The organism is Mesorhizobium sp. LSHC420B00, assembly GCF_000503055.1.
Lineage (GTDB): Bacteria > Pseudomonadota > Alphaproteobacteria > Rhizobiales > Rhizobiaceae > Mesorhizobium.
This window is the reverse complement of record NZ_AYVY01000053.1, coordinates 1-18,399: the sequence shown is the minus strand read 5'-3', so window position 1 is coordinate 18,399 and position 18,399 is coordinate 1. Positions and strand designations below refer to the sequence as shown.

General features: G+C 60.9%; 22 protein-coding genes and 3 pseudogenes. 11 read left to right on the top strand and 14 right to left on the bottom strand.

Annotated features, from left to right (window positions below; translation table 11 throughout):
* Positions 1–265: 265 nt before the first annotated feature.
* From X760_RS75960 to X760_RS72795, 3 genes and pseudogenes are all read right to left on the bottom strand, one after another.
* A pseudogene (locus tag X760_RS75960) lies at positions 266–504 on the bottom strand (hypothetical protein); the annotation flags it as partial.
* 258 nt (positions 505–762) lie between these two features.
* Positions 763–1,191 carry a type II toxin-antitoxin system VapC family toxin gene (locus X760_RS72800; RefSeq protein ID WP_023723085.1) on the bottom strand — a complete coding sequence of 143 codons (429 nt, stop codon included), beginning with the start codon at positions 1,189–1,191 and terminating at the stop codon, positions 763–765.
* The gene (locus X760_RS72795) at positions 1,191–1,436 is read right to left on the bottom strand and encodes a type II toxin-antitoxin system VapB family antitoxin (RefSeq protein WP_023723084.1); all 246 of its coding nucleotides are present in this window, start codon (positions 1,434–1,436) and stop codon (positions 1,191–1,193) included. Before X760_RS72795 ends, X760_RS72800 begins: the two co-directional genes overlap by 1 nt.
* 469 nt (positions 1,437–1,905) lie before the next feature.
* Here X760_RS72795 and X760_RS72790 point away from each other — a divergent pair, with 469 nt between their 5' ends.
* Positions 1,906–2,277, top strand: a complete 372-nt coding sequence (locus tag X760_RS72790) for a hypothetical protein (RefSeq protein ID WP_023723083.1) — start codon at positions 1,906–1,908, stop codon at positions 2,275–2,277.
* A 223-nt stretch (positions 2,278–2,500) separates the two neighbouring features.
* On the opposite strand, the pseudogene X760_RS75955 reads toward X760_RS72790, so the two are convergent.
* The 5 genes and pseudogenes from X760_RS75955 to X760_RS72775 form a co-directional block, all read right to left on the bottom strand.
* Positions 2,501–3,015 (bottom strand): annotated as a pseudogene (locus tag X760_RS75955) (nuclear transport factor 2 family protein).
* A 200-nt stretch (positions 3,016–3,215) separates the two neighbouring features.
* On the bottom strand, positions 3,216–3,428 hold the full coding sequence (locus X760_RS0140510) for a ferredoxin (RefSeq protein ID WP_031195447.1): 213 nt from the start codon (positions 3,426–3,428) through the stop codon (positions 3,216–3,218).
* Between the two features lie 40 nt (positions 3,429–3,468).
* Complete coding sequence (locus X760_RS72780; protein ID WP_031195446.1) at positions 3,469–4,686, bottom strand: cytochrome P450; 1,218 nt, start codon at positions 4,684–4,686, stop codon at positions 3,469–3,471.
* 15 nt (positions 4,687–4,701) lie between these two features.
* A complete protein-coding gene (locus X760_RS77000) occupies positions 4,702–4,929 on the bottom strand; it encodes a hypothetical protein (RefSeq protein ID WP_156948371.1) in 228 nt (75 codons plus the stop codon).
* 705 nt (positions 4,930–5,634) lie between these two features.
* Positions 5,635–5,838 carry a M24 family metallopeptidase gene (locus tag X760_RS72775; RefSeq protein WP_280940439.1) on the bottom strand — a complete coding sequence of 68 codons (204 nt, stop codon included), beginning with the start codon at positions 5,836–5,838 and terminating at the stop codon, positions 5,635–5,637.
* Between the two features lie 356 nt (positions 5,839–6,194).
* On the opposite strand from X760_RS72775, the gene X760_RS72765 reads away from it, so the two are divergent.
* Both X760_RS72765 and X760_RS72760 read left to right on the top strand, forming a co-directional pair.
* Positions 6,195–6,545, top strand: a complete 351-nt coding sequence (locus X760_RS72765; RefSeq protein ID WP_023723076.1) for an MbcA/ParS/Xre antitoxin family protein — start codon at positions 6,195–6,197, stop codon at positions 6,543–6,545.
* A gap of 8 nt (positions 6,546–6,553) precedes the next feature.
* The gene (locus X760_RS72760; RefSeq protein WP_023723075.1) at positions 6,554–7,051 is read left to right on the top strand and encodes an RES family NAD+ phosphorylase; all 498 of its coding nucleotides are present in this window, start codon (positions 6,554–6,556) and stop codon (positions 7,049–7,051) included.
* Between the two features lie 307 nt (positions 7,052–7,358).
* Here X760_RS72760 and X760_RS75950 read toward each other — a convergent pair.
* The 4 genes and pseudogenes from X760_RS75950 to X760_RS72750 form a co-directional block, all read right to left on the bottom strand.
* Positions 7,359–7,589 (bottom strand): annotated as a pseudogene (locus tag X760_RS75950) (nitrogen fixation protein NifQ); the annotation flags it as partial.
* Positions 7,590–7,619: 30 nt separating this feature from the next.
* Positions 7,620–7,982, bottom strand: a complete 363-nt coding sequence (locus X760_RS79300) for a hypothetical protein (RefSeq protein ID WP_023723073.1) — start codon at positions 7,980–7,982, stop codon at positions 7,620–7,622.
* A 61-nt stretch (positions 7,983–8,043) separates the two neighbouring features.
* On the bottom strand, positions 8,044–8,394 hold the full coding sequence (locus X760_RS79295) for a hypothetical protein (RefSeq protein ID WP_023723072.1): 351 nt from the start codon (positions 8,392–8,394) through the stop codon (positions 8,044–8,046).
* Between the two features lie 11 nt (positions 8,395–8,405).
* Positions 8,406–9,467, bottom strand: coding sequence for a hemin-degrading factor (locus X760_RS72750; RefSeq protein ID WP_023723071.1), 1,062 nt, complete (start codon positions 9,465–9,467; stop codon positions 8,406–8,408).
* 710 nt (positions 9,468–10,177) lie between these two features.
* Here X760_RS72750 and X760_RS72745 point away from each other — a divergent pair.
* Positions 10,178–10,498: an iron-sulfur cluster assembly accessory protein gene (locus X760_RS72745; protein ID WP_031195445.1), complete on the top strand. Its 321-nt coding sequence runs from the start codon at positions 10,178–10,180 to the stop codon at positions 10,496–10,498.
* Positions 10,499–10,566: 68 nt separating this feature from the next.
* Here X760_RS72745 and X760_RS77690 read toward each other — a convergent pair whose 3' ends face one another.
* The gene (locus X760_RS77690) at positions 10,567–10,815 is read right to left on the bottom strand and encodes a hypothetical protein (protein ID WP_023723069.1); all 249 of its coding nucleotides are present in this window, start codon (positions 10,813–10,815) and stop codon (positions 10,567–10,569) included.
* Between the two features lie 143 nt (positions 10,816–10,958).
* Here X760_RS77690 and nifS point away from each other — a divergent pair, with 143 nt between their 5' ends.
* From nifS to X760_RS72705, 7 genes are all read left to right on the top strand, one after another.
* On the top strand, positions 10,959–12,176 hold the full coding sequence (gene nifS, locus X760_RS72735) for a cysteine desulfurase NifS (protein WP_023723068.1): 1,218 nt from the start codon (positions 10,959–10,961) through the stop codon (positions 12,174–12,176).
* On the top strand, positions 12,173–13,378 hold the full coding sequence (gene nifV / locus X760_RS72730; protein ID WP_023723067.1) for a homocitrate synthase: 1,206 nt from the start codon (positions 12,173–12,175) through the stop codon (positions 13,376–13,378). The genes nifS and nifV overlap by 4 nt, the downstream gene beginning before the upstream one ends.
* A complete protein-coding gene (nifW, locus tag X760_RS72725; RefSeq protein WP_023723066.1) occupies positions 13,375–13,755 on the top strand; it encodes a nitrogenase stabilizing/protective protein NifW in 381 nt (126 codons plus the stop codon). Before nifV ends, nifW begins: the two co-directional genes overlap by 4 nt.
* Positions 13,756–13,942: 187 nt before the next feature.
* Positions 13,943–14,794 (top strand): electron transfer flavoprotein subunit beta/FixA family protein, encoded by an 852-nt coding sequence (locus tag X760_RS72720; RefSeq protein ID WP_023723065.1) that lies wholly within the window; start codon positions 13,943–13,945, stop codon positions 14,792–14,794.
* A gap of 16 nt (positions 14,795–14,810) precedes the next feature.
* A complete protein-coding gene (locus tag X760_RS72715; protein WP_031195442.1) occupies positions 14,811–15,920 on the top strand; it encodes an electron transfer flavoprotein subunit alpha/FixB family protein in 1,110 nt (369 codons plus the stop codon).
* Positions 15,921–15,929: 9 nt separating this feature from the next.
* Entirely contained in the window at positions 15,930–17,237 is a 1,308-nt protein-coding gene (locus tag X760_RS72710; RefSeq protein WP_031195440.1) for an FAD-binding protein, read from the top strand.
* Positions 17,238–17,248: 11 nt separating this feature from the next.
* A complete protein-coding gene (locus X760_RS72705; RefSeq protein WP_023723062.1) occupies positions 17,249–17,548 on the top strand; it encodes a ferredoxin family protein in 300 nt (99 codons plus the stop codon).
* Positions 17,549–18,148: 600 nt separating this feature from the next.
* Here X760_RS72705 and X760_RS72695 read toward each other — a convergent pair.
* The coding region (locus X760_RS72695) for an integrase core domain-containing protein (RefSeq protein ID WP_023723060.1) at positions 18,149–18,399 on the bottom strand (251 nt) is incomplete at its 5' end.

Below are 18,399 nucleotides of genomic sequence, written 5' to 3'. Positions count from 1 at the left end.
AGGCGCCGCGATGATGCCCCCAACGCGATAGCTAAAGCTCTTATCGGTGACGGTGCGCGGGCTTGGCTTTGAAGCGTCAGCGGAGCGACATTTGCACCCTTCGCTGGGTGATCGCATTTTCGATGTCGATGTCGCTGACGTAGTTATCGCCTCCAGGCGAATGGCTGGTGTCCGAGCGCCTTGAGGAGGTGAAGCAGCTCCTGATTGGTCGCCACCACAGCATCGAAGAGATCGCGACCGCGTTCAGCGGATACGCTGCGAAATCCTCGGGCTGCTCGTAAATTTCCTTCTCCATGAAGTGGCGATGGTTGCCCTTGTTGGCCAGATCGGCCGCGGCCCTGGAGGTATGGCGCGGACGCTCGACGGGATGGCCGTCGAAATCGAAGATATGGGCGCCCGAATTGCCGACAACGGCCCAGTCGCCNTGCCCTCCCGGCGGTGTCTTGCCAAGAGATGCGCGACGACCTCGGTGTCGGTGTCAGTCTGGAACTCGGCGCCCATTGATTGGCGCGTCATCGACATCCCCTGATTTTCTACTGAGACTCTATGCGCCTTGCCGATGTTGTTGAAGACGCCAACCCGACACATTCTCGACACCCAAAACTGCCCCTCACATATCTTCCACCTGCCTTCAACGACGTTGAGAGGGGCCATGCCGAGACGGAAGCAAGCGAGACGAACGATAGCGAAATCCGCGCGACAAGGCTAAAGTCATCGCGCCACGCCCTGACCTGCCGGGTGAGCGCACTGATCTCAGCGAACTCAAGCCAGATCCGTTTGCGAAAAGTCGTTGCCTTTGTAGAGCAACGGGAAGCGGTGAGCCTTCGCACATGCGTAGGCGAAGCAGTCCCCGAAATTGAGATCGGCCTTGTGCCCCACAGCCTTGCCATATTTCATGCTGGCTTCGATCGCGCGATTGCCGATATCGCCGGATATCATGATTTCCTTGCCAGCGACCTCGGTTATGAAAGCATCGACGGTGTCGCGAGCTCGCGCCAACATGTCGGGCGTGGGCTTGGTGTTCTTCTGGATGGCTTCAGCCGCCGCTCGCGCGAGACCTTGAACTGCCTCGAAGCGGACGAGTGGGGAGACGTACAGCGGGCTGGTCGCGGCCGCGAGCCGTTTTTCCAGTTCTTCCGCGCCAGGCTCCTCGTTGAGGATGGCGACGATCACCGACGCGTCGACGAACATCAGTCGTCGCCCCACATTTCGTCAGTGAATTTCTTCATGTCGAAATCAGGATTGGCCGGCCCGATCCGCCGTGCCATTTCCTTGACCTTAGCCAGTCTCTCGCGCAGTGGGACGCTGCCGCGGTTGCGCTCGATCTCGTGGCGCAAGGCGGTTCTGACGGCCTCGGTCTTGCTACGCGCCTTTGTGATCTGCTGCAGCTCGAGGGCCAAAGCGTCCACGTCGGGATCGCGAATGAAGAGCGGCATTTGTATATCCTCTGAATGATATTTATATATCACCCAACAAATATACTCGCCACCAAATTCGCAATCTGCCGGTTTCGATTGGCAGGAAGAATGTGACTCGCGAAAATCGTCCAGGAATAATTCCGAGACCCGCTCCTCATCTGGTCGCCATGAGATCGCGCTCCAGTTCCGCAATGCGCACGCACCTGCCGAGGGTCGTCCTGACGCAACGCCTTAATCCATCCTCGCCCGCGCATAAGTCTTCCTGCCAGCACCCACCCGAAAAGCCATGCGGATTTATTCACCGAGACCCTAATTTCCGGCAAGCCGAAACGCTTATGGAAAAGAAGGGCGGCGCTTGGGAGGACGCCGGCCAAGAGCGCAGTTGCCATGTGGGCATCGGGAGGGCGATTGGTGCGTGGATAGTCAGCCCTGGCCTATTGTCGATTGTGCCAGCCGGCGCGCATTTTCGCAGCCATGGTGGCGCAGCATGTTGAATTGGCGGTTGAGCAGTCACTCGGCAAATATCGAAGGCCTGCATCGGCCGTTCTGTGATCGTGTGGCTGACGCTGCGGAGAAAACCGCAGGATCGGTTCTTTTCGATGTTCGTGTCGACGGCGATATCTGCGTTCAGCGGATGGCCGCGATTGGATATGGCGTGACCGGCACAGCAATAATCGTGATGGACAAGAACGGACAACTTAGATGCGCATCTGTAAGCGGGAACACCGCCGTTTTGGTGGCAGAATTGGCTGCCTGGTATGCGTCTCCGCTGAGTGAGCAAGCGAGGGTTGACCACCGCGGAACGGCCATCATCCTGCTCGCCGAGCTTCGGAGCTCAGGTCACTTCGCCCGGTTCTAGCCGGCTGAGCGCCGCTTCCTACCTTGCGGGCTAAGCAGATGGCGCGGCGGCGATGAGGCACCAGGCGCGCGAATCCCCGCCGGCAGCAGCCTCTCCGCAGTGAGACCCGGCTTCGTTCCCGTCATCAAACTGCTCACGTTGAACGCCGGCGCGACTGGCTCCGGGATGCGGCCTCCCACTCGAAACCTTTGAAGGCGTCAGGGCGAAAAGGAATGCGACGCTTCTAAAGCGTGTAAACCGGATCGTGCGGATGCGGTGCTCCAATAGGCTGTCGCTTGCCGAACCGTTCTGCTTCAACGACCGCTGGTGGGATCTGCTCTTCGAGCCAATCGTAGACCACTGTCCGTTCGGCAATCCGCCACTCCCCCTCCCTCTTGTGAAACAGATCGCAGTATCGGCCGCAGAGGAGCGCCTGGCGTACTTCTCCGTCGTTGTCCAGTCCGCGTTGCAGCGCGGTGAAATAGCTCTCGACCGCAGCGTCTGCCGAGCTGATGAATTCGATCAGGAAATTCGTGATCTGATGATGTTGCGGGGTCCGCTCTTGAAGACGCTGAGCGCAAACCGGATGAAGCCCTCTGCCGAGCCGCAATTGGCCCGGTGATTGTCATGCGCATCGGGCCAGTACGCGCTGCGGAGCGCCGCTTCATCCGCGCGGTCTATTCCGCGGCAGTACCGATAGAGGCAGTCGCGGATCGCCTCACGGTCAAGTAGTTCGGCAATTTTTTTCGCCTGGTCCATCGGCTCTGTCCCAATTCTGTGATTGGAGAGGTGTTTCGCCAACCCGCGTCCTGCAGTTTGCGCATCAGAGCACAGATGCCCCCCTGCGCAGTTGGATGAGGACGGTGCCGGGACAGGGATCGCGCGCCGTCCTTTTCCCAGTGTGCGGCCACATGGTCGATCCCATTCAAGCCAGCCAGACTCTCGACTTGAATGACGTCCTATTCAACCCGCGCAGCCGGTGTACGGTCGAGTTCCAGCGCCCGTTCGGGGCAGGATCGCGCGCCTCGCGATGCAGGCAGCTCCTCCCCTTCCGCAACTTCAATGTCACCGGGTAGGATGTAACCCTCGTCATCAAGCTTGAAGATGTCGGGCGCTTGCGCCGCGCATCGCGCGTGACCTTGGCATTTGGAATTTTGGACGATGATGCGCATGGCGCTGCCTCCATTGTCTGTGCCCCGGCTCGGGGCGGGCCTAAGACCAGTCCAAGATCAAATTTTCGATCCCGAACACATGGCCGCCAGTGGTTATGGGTGCCGTACCCCTCTTGATCCTGAAAGCCGGGATGCGCGCCAGCCACTCCTCCAGGCCAATGACAATCTCCCGCCGGGCAAGGTGTGAGCCAAGGCAACGGTGGGGACCATAGCCAAAGGCGGCGTGGCGGTTGTCCTCCCGCTCCAAATCGATCGTGTTGGGGCATTCGAATTCCGCCGGGTCACGATTGGCAATCATCGTGGCGCAGGAAACATAGTCCCCCTTCCGGATGGGCGCGCCTTCGAAGTTGATATCTTTCGTTGCCACGCGGATCAACTGAACGGTCGGATAGACGCGCAGCAATTCTTCGGCCGCGAGCACGATCCGTTCCGGTTCGCTCCGCAGCAATTGCTGATCTTTGAGGTTGCGCGCGAGGTAGGCCAAGTCAAAGCCTATAGCTGCTGCGACCGTGTCGAGCCCGGCGACGAAGACAAGCACGCCGATGCCGCGGACTTGCGTGTCCGTCAGCCGGCGGCCCTCGACCTGTGCCTGCACGATGAAGGTCATGAAATCGTCAACGGCGTCCTCGCGGCGCATGGCTGCAAGTTCGTCGATGAACGCCACGATCGTCCGGGCCGCCGCCGGGCGTTTCACATCGTCACCGTGGAGCAGGTCTTTCCCCCAGCCGACAAATGTGTCGAGTCGGTCATCCGGCAGCCCCAGAAAGCGAAGGAAGATGCTGACTGCGAAAGGAAATGCAAAATCCTTCATGACGTCGCAGCTTGTGCCCGACGCGGCGATCCTTTCGATCAGCTCGATCGCCCGTTCGCGGACAGCCGGTTCCAAAGCCATCACCCGCTTTGGCGAAAGCAGCGGATTGAGTAGCGAGCGAAAGACGCCATGGGCAGGCGGATCCAGTTCAAGCGGGATCATCGGCCAGTTTTCGCCAAGCGCGGACGCGAAGATGCTGCGATGGCTCGAAAACGTTTCGGCATCCTGCAGCACCCGGCGCTGGTCACTGGCGCGAGTGATGACCCAGGTACCCCGCCCATCGCGCGTGTTGCAGGGCGAATAGAAGATCGGCGGCCCGGCATGTACGCAAGCGACGGCTGCTTGCGGATCCCCGTTGGGCGTCGGTGACATCCCTGGTGACGTAAACAGGCTGAAGTCCCTCACCATTTCGGGCGGGACGTGATCTGGAACGGGATTGGTCGCCATTTTGCTTTCTCTACATCAGGCGTTCATGCGCTCGATTGAGGTTGCACTCTGTTCATAGAGTCGATTACCAGCATGGATACGTCCCGGCTTCAGGCGCTTGATATTCTGTTGCGCGACACAGCCCACCTGCGTACCAGAGCGGATGAGATCGGTTGCGAATTCAATCAGAAGGGGCATCTCGTCGCGCTGCGGTCGTAAAGCATAGCCGCCGCTTATCCCCGTTAGGGTTGAGAGACTGGTCAATCACCGCAGAGCTCGTTAGGCACTGCTGACGCCCCGCTGATAAAATTGTTGAAGCAAGTCGCGTGCCGGATAGGCGTACCGATGGCGCTGCATCAAGCGACGCCCAGCCTGCACTGGGCCCGCCGCCGCTAAGTTTGATGACCATCTGTCCATCATTCTTAGGACAACGTCCGACACCGACATCCACGGTCGGTTTTGTCGAGTCCGCGACACCGGGCTGTTCAGCCTGGCTCCTGCTGCACTGGATTTAAGCCATTGCGTCGATCGCCTGGCGGGTGATGGCGAGCACACCATCCGGAGATGAATGAGGAAAAGATCAGCGGGCTGCAAGAGGTCGAGGTTCGCGATGCCAAGGGCAAGCCTGAGACGCGGTCGAGATCAAATACCGCCGCATCCATGTCCTGCCGCCGATCGGCAAACAGAAGCGCTATCCCGCGCTCGACCTCACGTGCTGTACGCCCAGGAGCGTGAGGAACCAAAGCATCGCCAAGGAACGGCTGGAAGCTGATCACCAACTGACCGTGCATTCCCACGACGATGCCATCGCGAAGCTCGACTGGTAGGCCATGCGCTGGAAGATCGAGACCTTCCAGAAAATCCTGAAATCCGGTTGCACAGCCGAAGAGGCACGGCTGCGGTTGGATGGGCTCAGGCGGACATTATGCGTTTTATCTTTTCTCGCCTTTGGCTGAAGGGATGGGCCGCTCAGGCGAGGGCCATGGATTCCAGATCAGATGGGAAATCGGTCAGCTTTCGGTAGCCATCAGCCGTGATCAGAACGGTGTCGGAATGGCGGTAGCCACCTTGGCGCCAGTAGATGCCCGGTTCGACACTGATGACCATGTTCTCTTGCAAGATGTCGTCGCTTCCCTCGGCAAGCCACGGTCCTTCGTGCCCGCTCATGCCGATACCGTGACCGTCCGGTGCAACAGGTTTCCGCCGAATCCTTCGGGACGCAGGAACAATATAACCTTGTGATCGACCTCATGGGTGCTGACGTGTATCAAGGGACGCTCGTCTGGTCACAGATTGAGACCGAAGATAGGAATCAGCAACTGCAGCCAAGCATCCCTGCCCGGCCGGACAAGAGGGACTTCCAGGCCTGCGCAGGACCAAGGGCGGGATCGCGAGCGGCGCGGTTGAGCGCAAGCCTCAGCGGCTCGCCCGATCTGCGAGCTGGGCTTTGATTTCCTTTCTTCTTGAACTCCGCTCATTCTGCCGCTATATTGCGTCAGAATCATTGGCGTCGAGACGAGGTCTGAGCCATGGGCGTGGCCCAATATGCGGATAACGGGATTTTCGCCCCGCGCCGGATTGCGGAAGCCTTCCGGACGACGAGCGAGGAGATCGCTCGCACGGCCGGGCTGGGCAAGGACGCGATCCAGCGCAAGGATCGGGTCCGGTCGGACAAGACCCAGCGGCGCTTGCGCGAGATGATCGAGATCATCAACAAGGTCGAGCCGCGCTTCGGTTCGGCGCTGATGGCCTATGCCTGGTATCGCTCGGAGCCGCTGCCAGGATTTTCCGGTCAGACGGCGATGCAGCTCGTGCGCAGCGGTCGGGCCGACGACGTGCTCGACTATATCGATGCGGTCGATTCCGGCGTGCACGCCTGACCCTGCGCATGCGTTATGACGGCAAGCTCTATCGGACATTGAACCCGATATATGCCCGCGAGCCGCTGTCGGGACGTGGCGCCGAGCTCTATGGCGGCCGGTTCAATCCTAAGGGCCTGCCGGCGCTCTACACATCTCCGTCCGTTATGACGGCGCTGCGGGAATCCAACCAGGTCGGCAACCTCCAGCCGACAACGCTCGTCTCCTATGACGCCGACCTCGACAACATTTTCGATTGCAGAGACGCGGCCGCGCTTGCGGCCGAAGGAATGGACGCCGCGACCCTCGCCGACATGACATGGCGTGATCAAATGAAGGCGAGCGGCGAGGCGAAGACGCAGGCTTTTGCCCGGCGCCTGATTGGCGCCGGCTACAACGGCCTCCTTGTCCGAAGCTTTGCTGCCGGTGCGACTGCCGAGGATATGAACCTCGTGCTGTGGAGGTGGTCCGACATTCCCCCGGCCCGTCTCATCCTGATCGACGACGAGAACCGCCTCTCGCAATAGAGCGCCTATGCGGCGATCCGGTGGCCCAGGTTGCCGCTGTCATCGCGAGATCCGCCTCGATCTCCGCGAGCTGACGGCTCTTCTCGGAAAATTCGCCGGCGAAGGCGAAATTGCCGCCATCGCGACTGGTAGGTACTTGGGGCTGCTCGAGCGAAGCATAGACCTTGCCTTGGCGGCCTTGTACCGCTGGCGAAAGCCAGTCTTGATCGAACTCGATCCCGTTCTCGATCCGTGTGAGGCGGCTTTCGCCTTCCTCCGGGCCGAAGCAGCTTTCGAAATCATTGCATTCCCGGCAACTGGGCGNCTCGATCCGTGTGAGGCGGCTTTCGCCTTCCTCCGGGCCGAAGCAGCTTTCGAAATCATTGCATTCCCGGCAACTGGGGGCGGTGCATAGCGAAAAACCTTCGGCCGCGCAGAGCTTCCGGTATTTCTTCCATTCCATGTTTTGGGCGTTGCCGGGCGCCAGCGTCGGAAAATGCGTGGCAAGCAGGCGGCTGAACTCGGCCCGATTAAGGCCAAGATTCTCCCAGACATGGTCAGCAGCCGTCCATGCTGATCAGCGTGCGGCCTATGCCAGTGAGTCGAGGCGATGGAGGGGTTCGCGAACAGCTCGTCCTCCGATATCGGCGGCCCGGCATTCTTCATCGGCAGGATCATGTCCGGCCTGGCAGTGACGATCGCCTCCTCGGACATCTGCTGTAGCCGGAGAAACACTCGACCGCATTGACAGCTTGATGCTGCCGTCGCCTGCTGTGTCGCTGCTCGCGGCAAAGATCTTGCCGTCTTGCCCCGACAGCAGGAACAGGATGCGCTTGCGTTCCTTGATTGCTGCGGTCTGCTTTTCGGCTGCCTTCAGCTTTGCATCCATCTCGAGCGCCAACTTTTCGGCCTTTGGCATCGACGCCGAGCGCCTGGAGACGACGCGCATCATTCAAGGACCCCTTTATGGCGGTGGTGCCCGGGCAGCTCGATGAAGGGCCCGTTCGATTTCGTCAACACATCGACCGCTTCCTTCGCGCCTTGCCATGCAAGGCCCGAATGTTGGACGGACTGACCGACAGAACACCCTGCGCCGACAGCTGACGCATGTAGCCGACATCGGGCACCTTCAGCGCGGCTTTCGGGTAGTAGCTCGTCGACTTGCGAGCGACGAGATGACTTTCCTCTAAGCGCGTAGACGATTCTCGGTGATCGAGCCGCCTATCGAGCGATCCGTGACAGATCGTACGTGACAGATCGTAAAGGACAGCTACGCCCTCATAGGCCTCGGCAGGCAAAGCGACGGCCAGCAGAACGAAGAGCACCGGCGCAAGCGCCGAGCGAAAACGGAAAACAACGTGCATTGGATCTTACCTCATGCAGCGGTCGGACCGGGAATGCGTGGCAGGTTCTCGGCAAGGAACCGCCAGTCGCCACGCTCGCGTTCGCCTTCCTTGCGCGTGCCGAAGAACTGGATGATCATCTTGCCGTCGGCGCCATAGGCTTCGAGAGACGTGACGTGACCGTCTCTCGTCGGCTTGCGCACGGCCCAGACCTCGCGGATGTGATGGGTCCTAAGATGCAGGTGGAAGGTTTCGTCGAGCACATTGATCCGCGGCCCGATCTGCTTGACCGACTTGATCGGGCCGGAATGGATCTGGACGCAGCCACGATTGCCGACAAAGCACATGATCGGCATCTCGTCTTCGGCCGCGTGTTGGAACAGGGTGCCAACGGCATCATTGTCGAGCAGCCAGGCGTAGTCCTCGCCGGCCATACGCATCGCCTGGCAGCGGCTGAGCTTGAGTGTCTTCAACATATCGTAGAACTGATGCACGTCGCTCAGCCGACTCCAGTGCTCGCGTAGGTCCTCGACCGTGGCGGCTTGGTCCGGACTCACTGCGTTATCGCCCGCACCGCTCGCCTTGACCGATATGATCGGCTCCTGGTCCGAGGATTCGAGCTCTGCCACCAGCTTCTGATAGGCGTAGAGGTTTGAGGCGGGCCTGAGATGCACCTTGTGCACCGCCTCGCCGGTGGCATCAAAGAATTGCAGGCTGCGGCGGATGTGGTCGCCATCGCGCTTCTCGACGGCGAAGCCATACGCCCACACTTTCGGGAAGATGCGCAGGTCGATGTCGTCGCCGAGCACCATGGCATGCTGGTTGCCGGTGACCACTTTGTCGTAGACGCCGATCTTTTCGTGCACGGCACTATCATTGCGGGTCAGCGCCATCACCTCGCCGACCGCTTCGAGGCCGGTCAGCAGATCACTGACGCGCGGCTCGATGCGCACCGATCCGTGACCGCAATGCGCCGCGACCAGTTCCGCTTCCGAAACGCCCAGTTGGGCGGCGAGATCGTGCTCGCGTATCTTCGGATTGTCTTCCCACGCCCGCCGGATTTCGTCCGGCGACGGTTTCTCGCGCTGGTCCATGTCTTACCCCTGCTTCCACCTACGTGTGAGGATCAGCTGCCCTGCCGGTGAATCTTCAGCCGATAGGGCGCGCCGTAATGCTCGACCCTGATCGCTGCTGGCCCGTGAACAAAGTGTCGCTGGACAGCGTGCGCACGTCGTCGCACCCGCGCGAAAACCGGGGGTGCTATCGGAGCGGCGAGACCCGAGTGACACGAGCAGGCACATGCCGATGGAATCACATCGAGCCGGTCGGTGGCCACCGGGCGGTGGTGAGCGATTGTGGGTGTTGTCGCAATCGGCCAATCGGTCATTCGGATGCCACGGGCGGCGCTGCTTCGCCAAACAAAGCGTGTCTGACCCAGTCCTGACATGTTGCTCCCTTGCTTCGCCCCATCGATCGCGAGTGCACCCACGACACGATTGTGGATCGGCAGTCTCTTGCCGCCTCGCCAGTGGAGCTTCAAAAACCGTGCCAATTGCGCCGAAGCAAGCTCAGAAGAAGTCTTTTGTACGATGGTCATTGGTTTAATGTGAGTTCAGCCAAGAACTCAGCCCTAACACCCCGTGTGGCGGACTCGACAAACCCGACAGTACGTGTCGGTTGGCCGACACCTTCCCAGCCGGCTCACCAGAACCACAGCAGTGTCAGAGATGTCGCGCTGTGTTGAAACGGTTTTTTGCTTTGGCACGGTGCATGCAACGTGATGCGCAAGCAGGAGAATGGAGCCATGATTACGCTCACCGACAACGCTGTTGCCGCCGTCAAGACTGCGCTTTCCCGCGCCAGCGAGCCGGCGGAAGGCTTTCGCATCATGGTCCAGGCCGGCGGCTGCGCCGGCTTCAAATACTTAATGGGCCTGGAGAGCGTGTCGCGCGAGGGCGACGCGATCACTGAGACAGATGGGATCAAGCTGTTCGTGGACGCGGGCTCCCAACCCCATGTCGCCGGTATGACCGTCGACTTCGTCACCGGGCTCGAATCTTCCGGCTTTGTCTTCGACAACCCCAACGCGCGCGAGAAGTGCGGCTGCGGCAAGTCCTTTAGTTGATCGCCCGAAGCGCCTGCGCGGGTCCATGAAGCGATTGCCGCCGATGGACTCATTGCGGCAGAGGAGGCTTATATGGCCAGCACAACAGATGTCCCCGTCCTCAAGAACAAGGCAAGGTCGAAGCCGATCTTGGGACAGGCAATCGCTTCCGGTAGGATGCAAAGAACGTCGCCTCCCGAAACAGTTCGGTTCCTGGTGGCACCCGAGCTGCTGGCCGTCAAATCGCGCCGCTGCGCCAAATTCGGCTTATCAATAACGTTGTCGCGTTCGGGCGTCCTTACCTGCGGGCTGACGGCGGCGACTGCGAACTTGTCCATGTCGACGCCGATCCGTCTACTTCAAACTGTCGGGCGTCTGCGCCGGCTGCCGGTTCGGGACCATCATCATCAACCGCATGCGCCAGAGGCTCAATGAGGCGGTCTCGCGCTCGCGTCATTCTGATCAACTGAGGATCGCACCTATGAAGCCTGTCTATCTCGACAACAACGCAACCACACGGGTCGATCCTGAGGTCGTGCAAGCGATGTTGCCGTTCTTTACGGATCAATTCGGCAACCCTTCGTCGGCGCACGCTTTTGGCGGCTCAGTCAGTGCGGCGGTGAGAAAGGCGCGGAGGCAGTTGCAAGCGCTGATCGGCGCGGAGTTCGACGATGAGATCACCTTCACCTCGGGTGGGACAGAAAGCGACAATGCCGCGCTTCTTTCGGCGCTCGAGGCGGCCCCTAACCGAACCGAGATCGTGACGTCCGCGGTCGAGCATCCCGCCGTGCTGACGCTCTGCGCGCATCTTGAGAACACCCGCCGCGTCAAAGTGCACAGGATCTCAGTGGATTGCCGTGGCCGGCTCGACCTCGACGCCTATATGGCTGCCCTCACCCCACAGGTGGCAATCGTCTCGATAATGTGGGCGAACAACGAGACTGGTGTGATCTTCCCCGTGGCCAGGCTTGCCGAGTTGGCCAAGGAAGTGGGCGCCCTTTTCCATACCGATGCTGTGCAGGCGGTCGGCAAGCTTCCGATGGACCTGAAGTCGACCGCAATCGACATGCTGTCGCTCTCCGGCCACAAGCTGCACGGGCCGAAAGGGATCGGCGCGCTTTTCGTAAAACGTGGCGTCAACTTCTACGCGCTGATCAAGGGAGGGCACCAAGAGTACGATCGGCGTGCGGGCACCGAAAATACGCCCGGCATAGTCGGGCTCGGCATGGCGGCCGAACTCGCCTCGAAATTCATGGACGACGAGAGCACACGGGTAAAGTCGCTCCGCGATCGCCTTGAGAACGGGGTTCTCCAGCGCATCCCGAACACCTTTGTCACTGGCGACACGCTGGAGAGGTTGCCTAACACCGCAAACATCGCCTTCGAATCTATCCAAGGGGATGCAATCCAAATTCTCCTCAGCCGCGTGGGTATCGCCTGTTCGGCCGGCTCCGCCTGCAGCTCCGGCTCCCTGGAGCCGAGCCATGTCTTGAGGGCGATGACCATGCCACATGGGGCAGTCCGCTTTTCCTTCGCGCGCGACAACGGCGAAGCGGACGTCGACCGGGTGCTCGAGGTCATGCCCGCAATCGTGGAGAGGCTGCGTGGCGTTCGCAATTCCGGGCCGGGCAAGCGAAGTGCCGAAGACCTTCAATTCGGTCTATGCTCCCGCGCCGGAAGAACCGGTAGTCGCTCATGAGCCGTCAGGTCTTTCTCAACGATACGACCTTGCGCGATGGCGAGCAGGCACCAGGCATCACCTTTACGACGACGGAAAAGCTGGAGATAGCCCAATCTCTTGCGGCGGCCGGCGTCGCAGAAATCGAGATCGGCACGCCGGTCATGGGCGCCGACGAGATCGAAACAATTCGCGCCGTGGTCGCGCGGCGTCTCCCGGTTCGGCTCATGGCCTGGTGCCGGATGACGTCGCTGGATCTCGATGCAGCGATCGAGAGCGGCGTCCAGGCCGTCAATCTGTCGCTGCCTTCGTCGGACATCCAACTTTCGGCCAAGCTCGGGCTCGACAAAGCGAGAGCGCTCCAGGTCATCGAGCATATGGTCAGGCGCGCAGCCGCCGCCGGCTTCTTCGTCGCGGTGGGCTGCGAGGATGCCTCGCGGGCCGATCGGGATCATCTCGCCCGCGTCATCGAGACGGCTGTACGCGCCGGCGCAAGCCGCGTCAGGCTAACCGACACAGTTGGCGTTCTGGACCCCTTTTCGGCCTTCGAACTTGTCGCCCAGCTCGTGTCGCAGTCTCCAATCGACCTTGAATTTCATGCGCACAACGATCTAGGACTTGCTGCCGCCAACACGCTGGCCGTGATCCGCGCAGGCGCGCGGCATGCCTCCGTCACTGTCCTGGGGCTCGGCGAGCGTGCGGGCAATGCCGCGCTCGAGGAGGTGGCCGCCGCGATAGCGGTCCTCGACGGCGCGGACACCGGCATCGAGTTGACCGCATTGCCCGACCTCGCCGCCCAGGTGGCTTGGGCCGCCCGCCGGCAGACCGCGGCCATTAAGCCGGTCGTCGGCGCCGATGTTTTCACCCACGAATCCGGCATTCACGTCGCAGGGCTGAACGACTCGCGTACTTATCAGGGGCTCGATCCGGCTCTCGTGGGCCGCTGCTGGCGTATCGTCATCGGCAAGCATTCCGGCGCCACTGCGATTGCCCATGTGCTGAGCGAAAGCGGTCGCGATCTCGACCCGGATCTGGCAGCCGCGATTGTGGCCCGCGTCCGGCGCGAGGCGGCCAAGACCAAATCGACCGTCACTGTAACTCAACTGGTCGAGCTCTACGATGGAATGTGCAGCGAGGCATCCCTCGCGGAGCTGTGCGGGTCCAGGTCAGCCGTGCGCGAGCGCACCGACACCACAGTTTTCCGACCAGGGAGAATGCAATGAATTGTTCCGCTGACAGCCGCCCCATCGATGTCACCGACATCCTCGCACGACTGAAGCGCCTGTCGGCTGCGGAGGAGTTCTTCGCAGTCCTTGGCGTCTCCTATGACCCGAAGGTGCTGAATGTCTCGCGGCTCCATATCATGAAGCGCGTGGGCCAATACCTTGCCGAAGAAGATTTCTCCGGTCTGCCCGACCAGGTGATTGCCGCGCGGGTGCGCGCGACGCTCGAACGCGCTTACGAGGACTTCGCGATTTCCTCGCCGCTCACGCATCGGGTCTTCAAGGTGCTCAAAGACCACGACCCGAACAAAGCTGCCACGCCGGGCCGCACCTTTGTCCCGTTCGACTCCGTACTGAAGCGGTTCGGACAGGAATGACCGCGACACGGGTGCGACGCGACAATGTCGAGAAGCCGACAAATCCGGTCATCACCACGGCGTCCTCAGAAGCAACCAACCGAAGTTCTAGCAATAGAGGACACGCAAAACAGTTGGCACGAATGATGCAAACCAAGGAGATGAACCGCCAAGCCCGCATCCGGACAGGAGCCTCGAGAAACCGCCAATGCACATCGTAATCTGCATCAAGCAGGTGCCGGACTCGGCACAGATACGGGTCCATCCGGTGACGAACACGATCATGCGCCAGGGTGTTCCGACCATCATCAACCCGTACGACCTGTTCGCCCTCGAAGAAGCCCTCAGACTGCGCGACGCCTATGGTGGCGAGGTCACAGTGCTCACCATGGGGCCGCCCATGGCAGAGGACGCGCTGCGCAAGGCGCTCGGTTACGGCGCCGATCGCGCGGTGCTCTTGACCGACCGCTATTTTGCCGGCTCCGACACACTTGCGACATCATTCGCACTATCCCAGGCAATCGCGAAGGTTGGCGAGACGTTCGGCACGCCAGACCTCGTCTTCACCGGCAAGCAGACGATCGATGGCGACACCGCCCAGGTCGGACCCGGCATCGCCAAGCGCCTCGATCTCCTGCAGCTCACTTATGTCGCGAAGATCGCCTCTATTGACCTTGCTGCGCGCGAGATCAAGGTCGAGCGCCGCTCCGAAGGCGGCACGCAGATGCTGAAGAGCAGGCTTCCTTGCCTCATCACGATGCTGGAAGGCACAAACGAGATCCGCCGGGGCTCGATCCAGGACGCCCTATGCGCCGCGCGCAGCCAGGTCTTGAAATGGACTGCGGCCGACGCCGGCATTGAGGATCTCACCAAATGCGGCCTGCGCGGTTCACCGACGGTCGTTAAGCGCGTTTTCGCCCCTCCTGCGCGGGCGGAAAAGGCGGCACAAATCGACACCGCCGAGATGGCCTTGCGCGATGTCGCTGACGAACTCATCACCGCAATCTTCACGCGCCAGCCGGCGCTGGAACATGAGCTCGCCTTCAACGGCGGCGCGTGACGGCAAGGAGCAGACGATGTCGAGCGCGAACCGAGAAACCCCTCGCCCTGCCGCCGGCCGGGCCGGCATAAAGAAGGAGCTGCCCGCGCATTTCAAGGACTACCGGCACGTCTGGGTTTTCATCGAGCTCGAACGCGGCCAGGTCCATCCCATATCATTCGAACTGCTCGGTGAAGGCCGCAAGTTAGCCGACAAGCTTCAGGTCCAGCTTGCGGGCGTCGTGCTTGGACCGCCGGGAGAGGCCATGGGGAACGCCGTTGCCGAAGCCTTCGCTTATGGCGCCGACCTTGTCTACATCGTCGAGGCGCCGCTGCTCGCCGACTATCGGAACGAGCCTTTCACCAAGGCGATGACGGATCTGGTTGATACCCACAAACCTGAGATCCTTCTTCTCGGTGCCACCACACTTGGCAGGGATCTTGCCGGTTCCGTGGCGACGACCTTGCAGACAGGGCTGACGGCCGACTGCACCGAACTCGATGTGGATGCCGACGGTTCGCTGGCGGCGACCCGTCCGACTTTCGGCGGTTCCTTGTTGTGCACGATCTATACGCTCAATTTCCGCCCGCAGATGGCGACAGTGCGACCGAGGGTCATGCCCATGCCGCAGCGGGCGGATAAACCGGTCGGCCGTGTCATCCGGCACAAGCTGTCGGTAGCGGAGGACGAGATCGTTACCAAAGTCCTCGGTTTCCTGCCGGATAGTCAGTCGACAAAGTCAAATCTTGCCTATGCCGACGTCGTGGTTGCGGGAGGCCTCGGTCTAGGCGCGGCGGAGAACCTGCAGCTTGTGAAGAATCTCGCGCGAGCAATTGGCGCCGAGCATGGCTGTTCGCGCCCGTTGGTCCAGAAGAGCTGGATGTCGGCTGATCGGCAGATCGGCCAAACTGGCAAGACCATCCGGCCGAAGCTTTACATAGCGGCCGGGATTTCCGGCGCCGTCCAGCATCGGGTTGGCGTCGAGGGGGCGGATCTCATCGTGGCCATCAACACCGACCCGAACGCGCCGATTTTCGATTTCGCTCACCTCGGGATCGTCACCGACGCGATCCGCTTCCTGCCCGCACTGACGGAAGCCTTCACCCGGCGGCTGTCGCCCCACAGTCGCGATAAGCTTGCGAGCTAAGAGATGGACATGATCGAGGAAAAATTCGACGCCATTGTTATTGGTGCCGGCATGTCCGGAAACGCAGCTGCTTACACCCTGGCCAGCCACGGCCTGACGGTGCTGCAGTTGGAGCGGGGTGAATACCCGGGCTCCAAGAATGTCCAGGGTGCCATCATGTACGCGAACATGCTGGAGAAGATCATCCCTGATTTCCGGGACGATGCGCCTCTCGAGCGGCATTTGGTTGAACAGCGGCTTTGGGTGATGGACGACACGTCCCACACCGGGATTCACTATCGATCGGACGACTTCAATGAGGCGAAGCCCAACCGCTACACGATCATCCGTGCCCAGTTCGATAAATGGTTTTCGCGTAAGGTGCGCGAGGCCGGCGCGACGGTTCTGTGCGAGACGACCGTGACGGAACTCATCCGTGACGCCAAGGGCAGGGTGATCGGCGTCCGCACAGACCGGGCCGGCGGAGCCATCTACGCGGACGTGGTCGTTCTCGCAGAAGGTGTCTGCGGACTGCTTGGCACGCGGGCCGGCCTGCGCGAGATGCCGAAGCCGCAAACCGTGGCGCTCGCCGTCAAGGAAATGCATTTCCTGCCCGAAGAGGTCATTGAGCAGCGGTTCGGCCTCAAGGGCGATGAAGGCTGCGTGATAGAGGCGGTGGGCACGACCTCCCGCAGCATGGCCGGGCTCGGCTTCCTCTACACCAACAAGGAGTCGATCTCACTGGGCATTGGCTGCCTCGTCTCCGATTTCGCCGCGATGGTCGAGAGCCCTTACGTCCTCCTCGACGCCTTAAAAAGCCATCCTTCGATCCGGCCGCTGATCGCCGGCTCGGAAGTGAAAGAATACTCCGCGCATCTCATTCCCGAAGGCGGCTACAAGGCTATTCCGCAGCTCTTTGGCGACGGCTGGGTCGTGGTCGGCGATGCCGCGCAACTGAACAACGCCATTCACCGCGAGGGTTCGAACCTCGCCATGACCTCCGGCCGCATCGCGGCTGAGGCAATCGTCGAGGTCAAGAGCCGCAACGGTCCTATGACCAAACGGAATCTCGCCCTTTACAAAGCCATGCTGGACAAGTCCTTCGTGGTCAAGGACCTAAGGAAATACAAAGACATGCCGGCCTTGCTCCACACCAATTCCTGCAATTATTTCACGACCTATCCGCGGTTGATGTCGCAAGCCGCGCAGAACTTCATGCGTGTCGACGGGACGCCGAAGATCGAGAAGGAAAAGGCTACGACGGCGGCCTTCATCAAGGCGCGCTCGCGCTGGGGGCTGGTCAGCGACGCGGTCCGCCTTGCATTGGCGTGGCGCTGAGGGGAGACGAAATGACGATCGCAGTGACGAAGTCACGTGTCGAGGACAAGCTTTACCAGAACCGCTACTTGGTGGATTCCGGCCGTCCGCATATCAAAGTGCTACCGCACGAGACGCCAAGCGCGAACTTGCTCGCGCTGACCCACGTCTGCCCGGCGAAATGCTATGAGTTGAACGACAAAGGTCAAGTGGAGATCACCGCCGACGGCTGCATGGAGTGCGGTACCTGCCGGATTTTGTGCGAGACCAATGGCGAGATCGAGTGGAACTATCCACGCGGCGGCTTCGGAGTCCTCTTCAAATTCGGATGACCGAGGCACGCACCGTATCAACAGGGTCAATCTTGGTACACCTGAGGTCGCGACCAACGCCAAGCCTATCTTTGCTGGAATCGCCTCGCAACAAGAGAGGCTCGTGAATACTGTGCTTTCAGAATTCAGATTCAAAAGGAAGAGCACTCTGGACGACAACCCCTGAGGTGTTTCCATGGCTCACGTACCGCAAGATCGGGTCGACGAGGTAGGACCTCGGGATACCCGCCCTGAACCGCCCATCAAAAGCATGCCCCAAGCAGATATCGCGCTCAGGGGACTCTACGAGATATCGAAGGTGCTGACCGCCCCCAGCGAGCTGGAGATTACGCTCGCCAATGTCGTGAACATCCTCCCTTCGTTTCTGCAGATGCGTCAGGGAGCAATCGTCGTCCTGGACGCTGAAGGAGAGCCGGAAATTGCAGCAACTGCCGGCAATACCCACGCACCTCAATCAGGCACTCGCCGCGTCACACCACAGGCCGTAACAGATCAAATCGTCGCTACGGGGACGCCGCTACCGGACGTCCGCAAGTCCCAACTATTTCAGGCTAACCTTCAAACGTCTTCGGGCAGCGGCACTGACGTTGCCCCCAGTTTCTATCCAGTTTTGAGTTCGTTTCCGGCGTGGGTTGTGCCCTGCTGGGCGGGTGAAGCGACGGGCGCTGGCGCGGAGCCTTTGGCATAGCGCAGCGCGAGCGACCGTCGCGGGTTGAAGGTGCTGGCGAACTCGGCCGGTGTCTGCCAGGCGATTTGGGAGTGCGGCCGCGCGGTGTTGTAGTCGGCGTGCCACAGGGCGATGGCTACGCGTGCCTGAGCCAGCGAGGTAAACAGTGTCTCGTTGAGCAGTT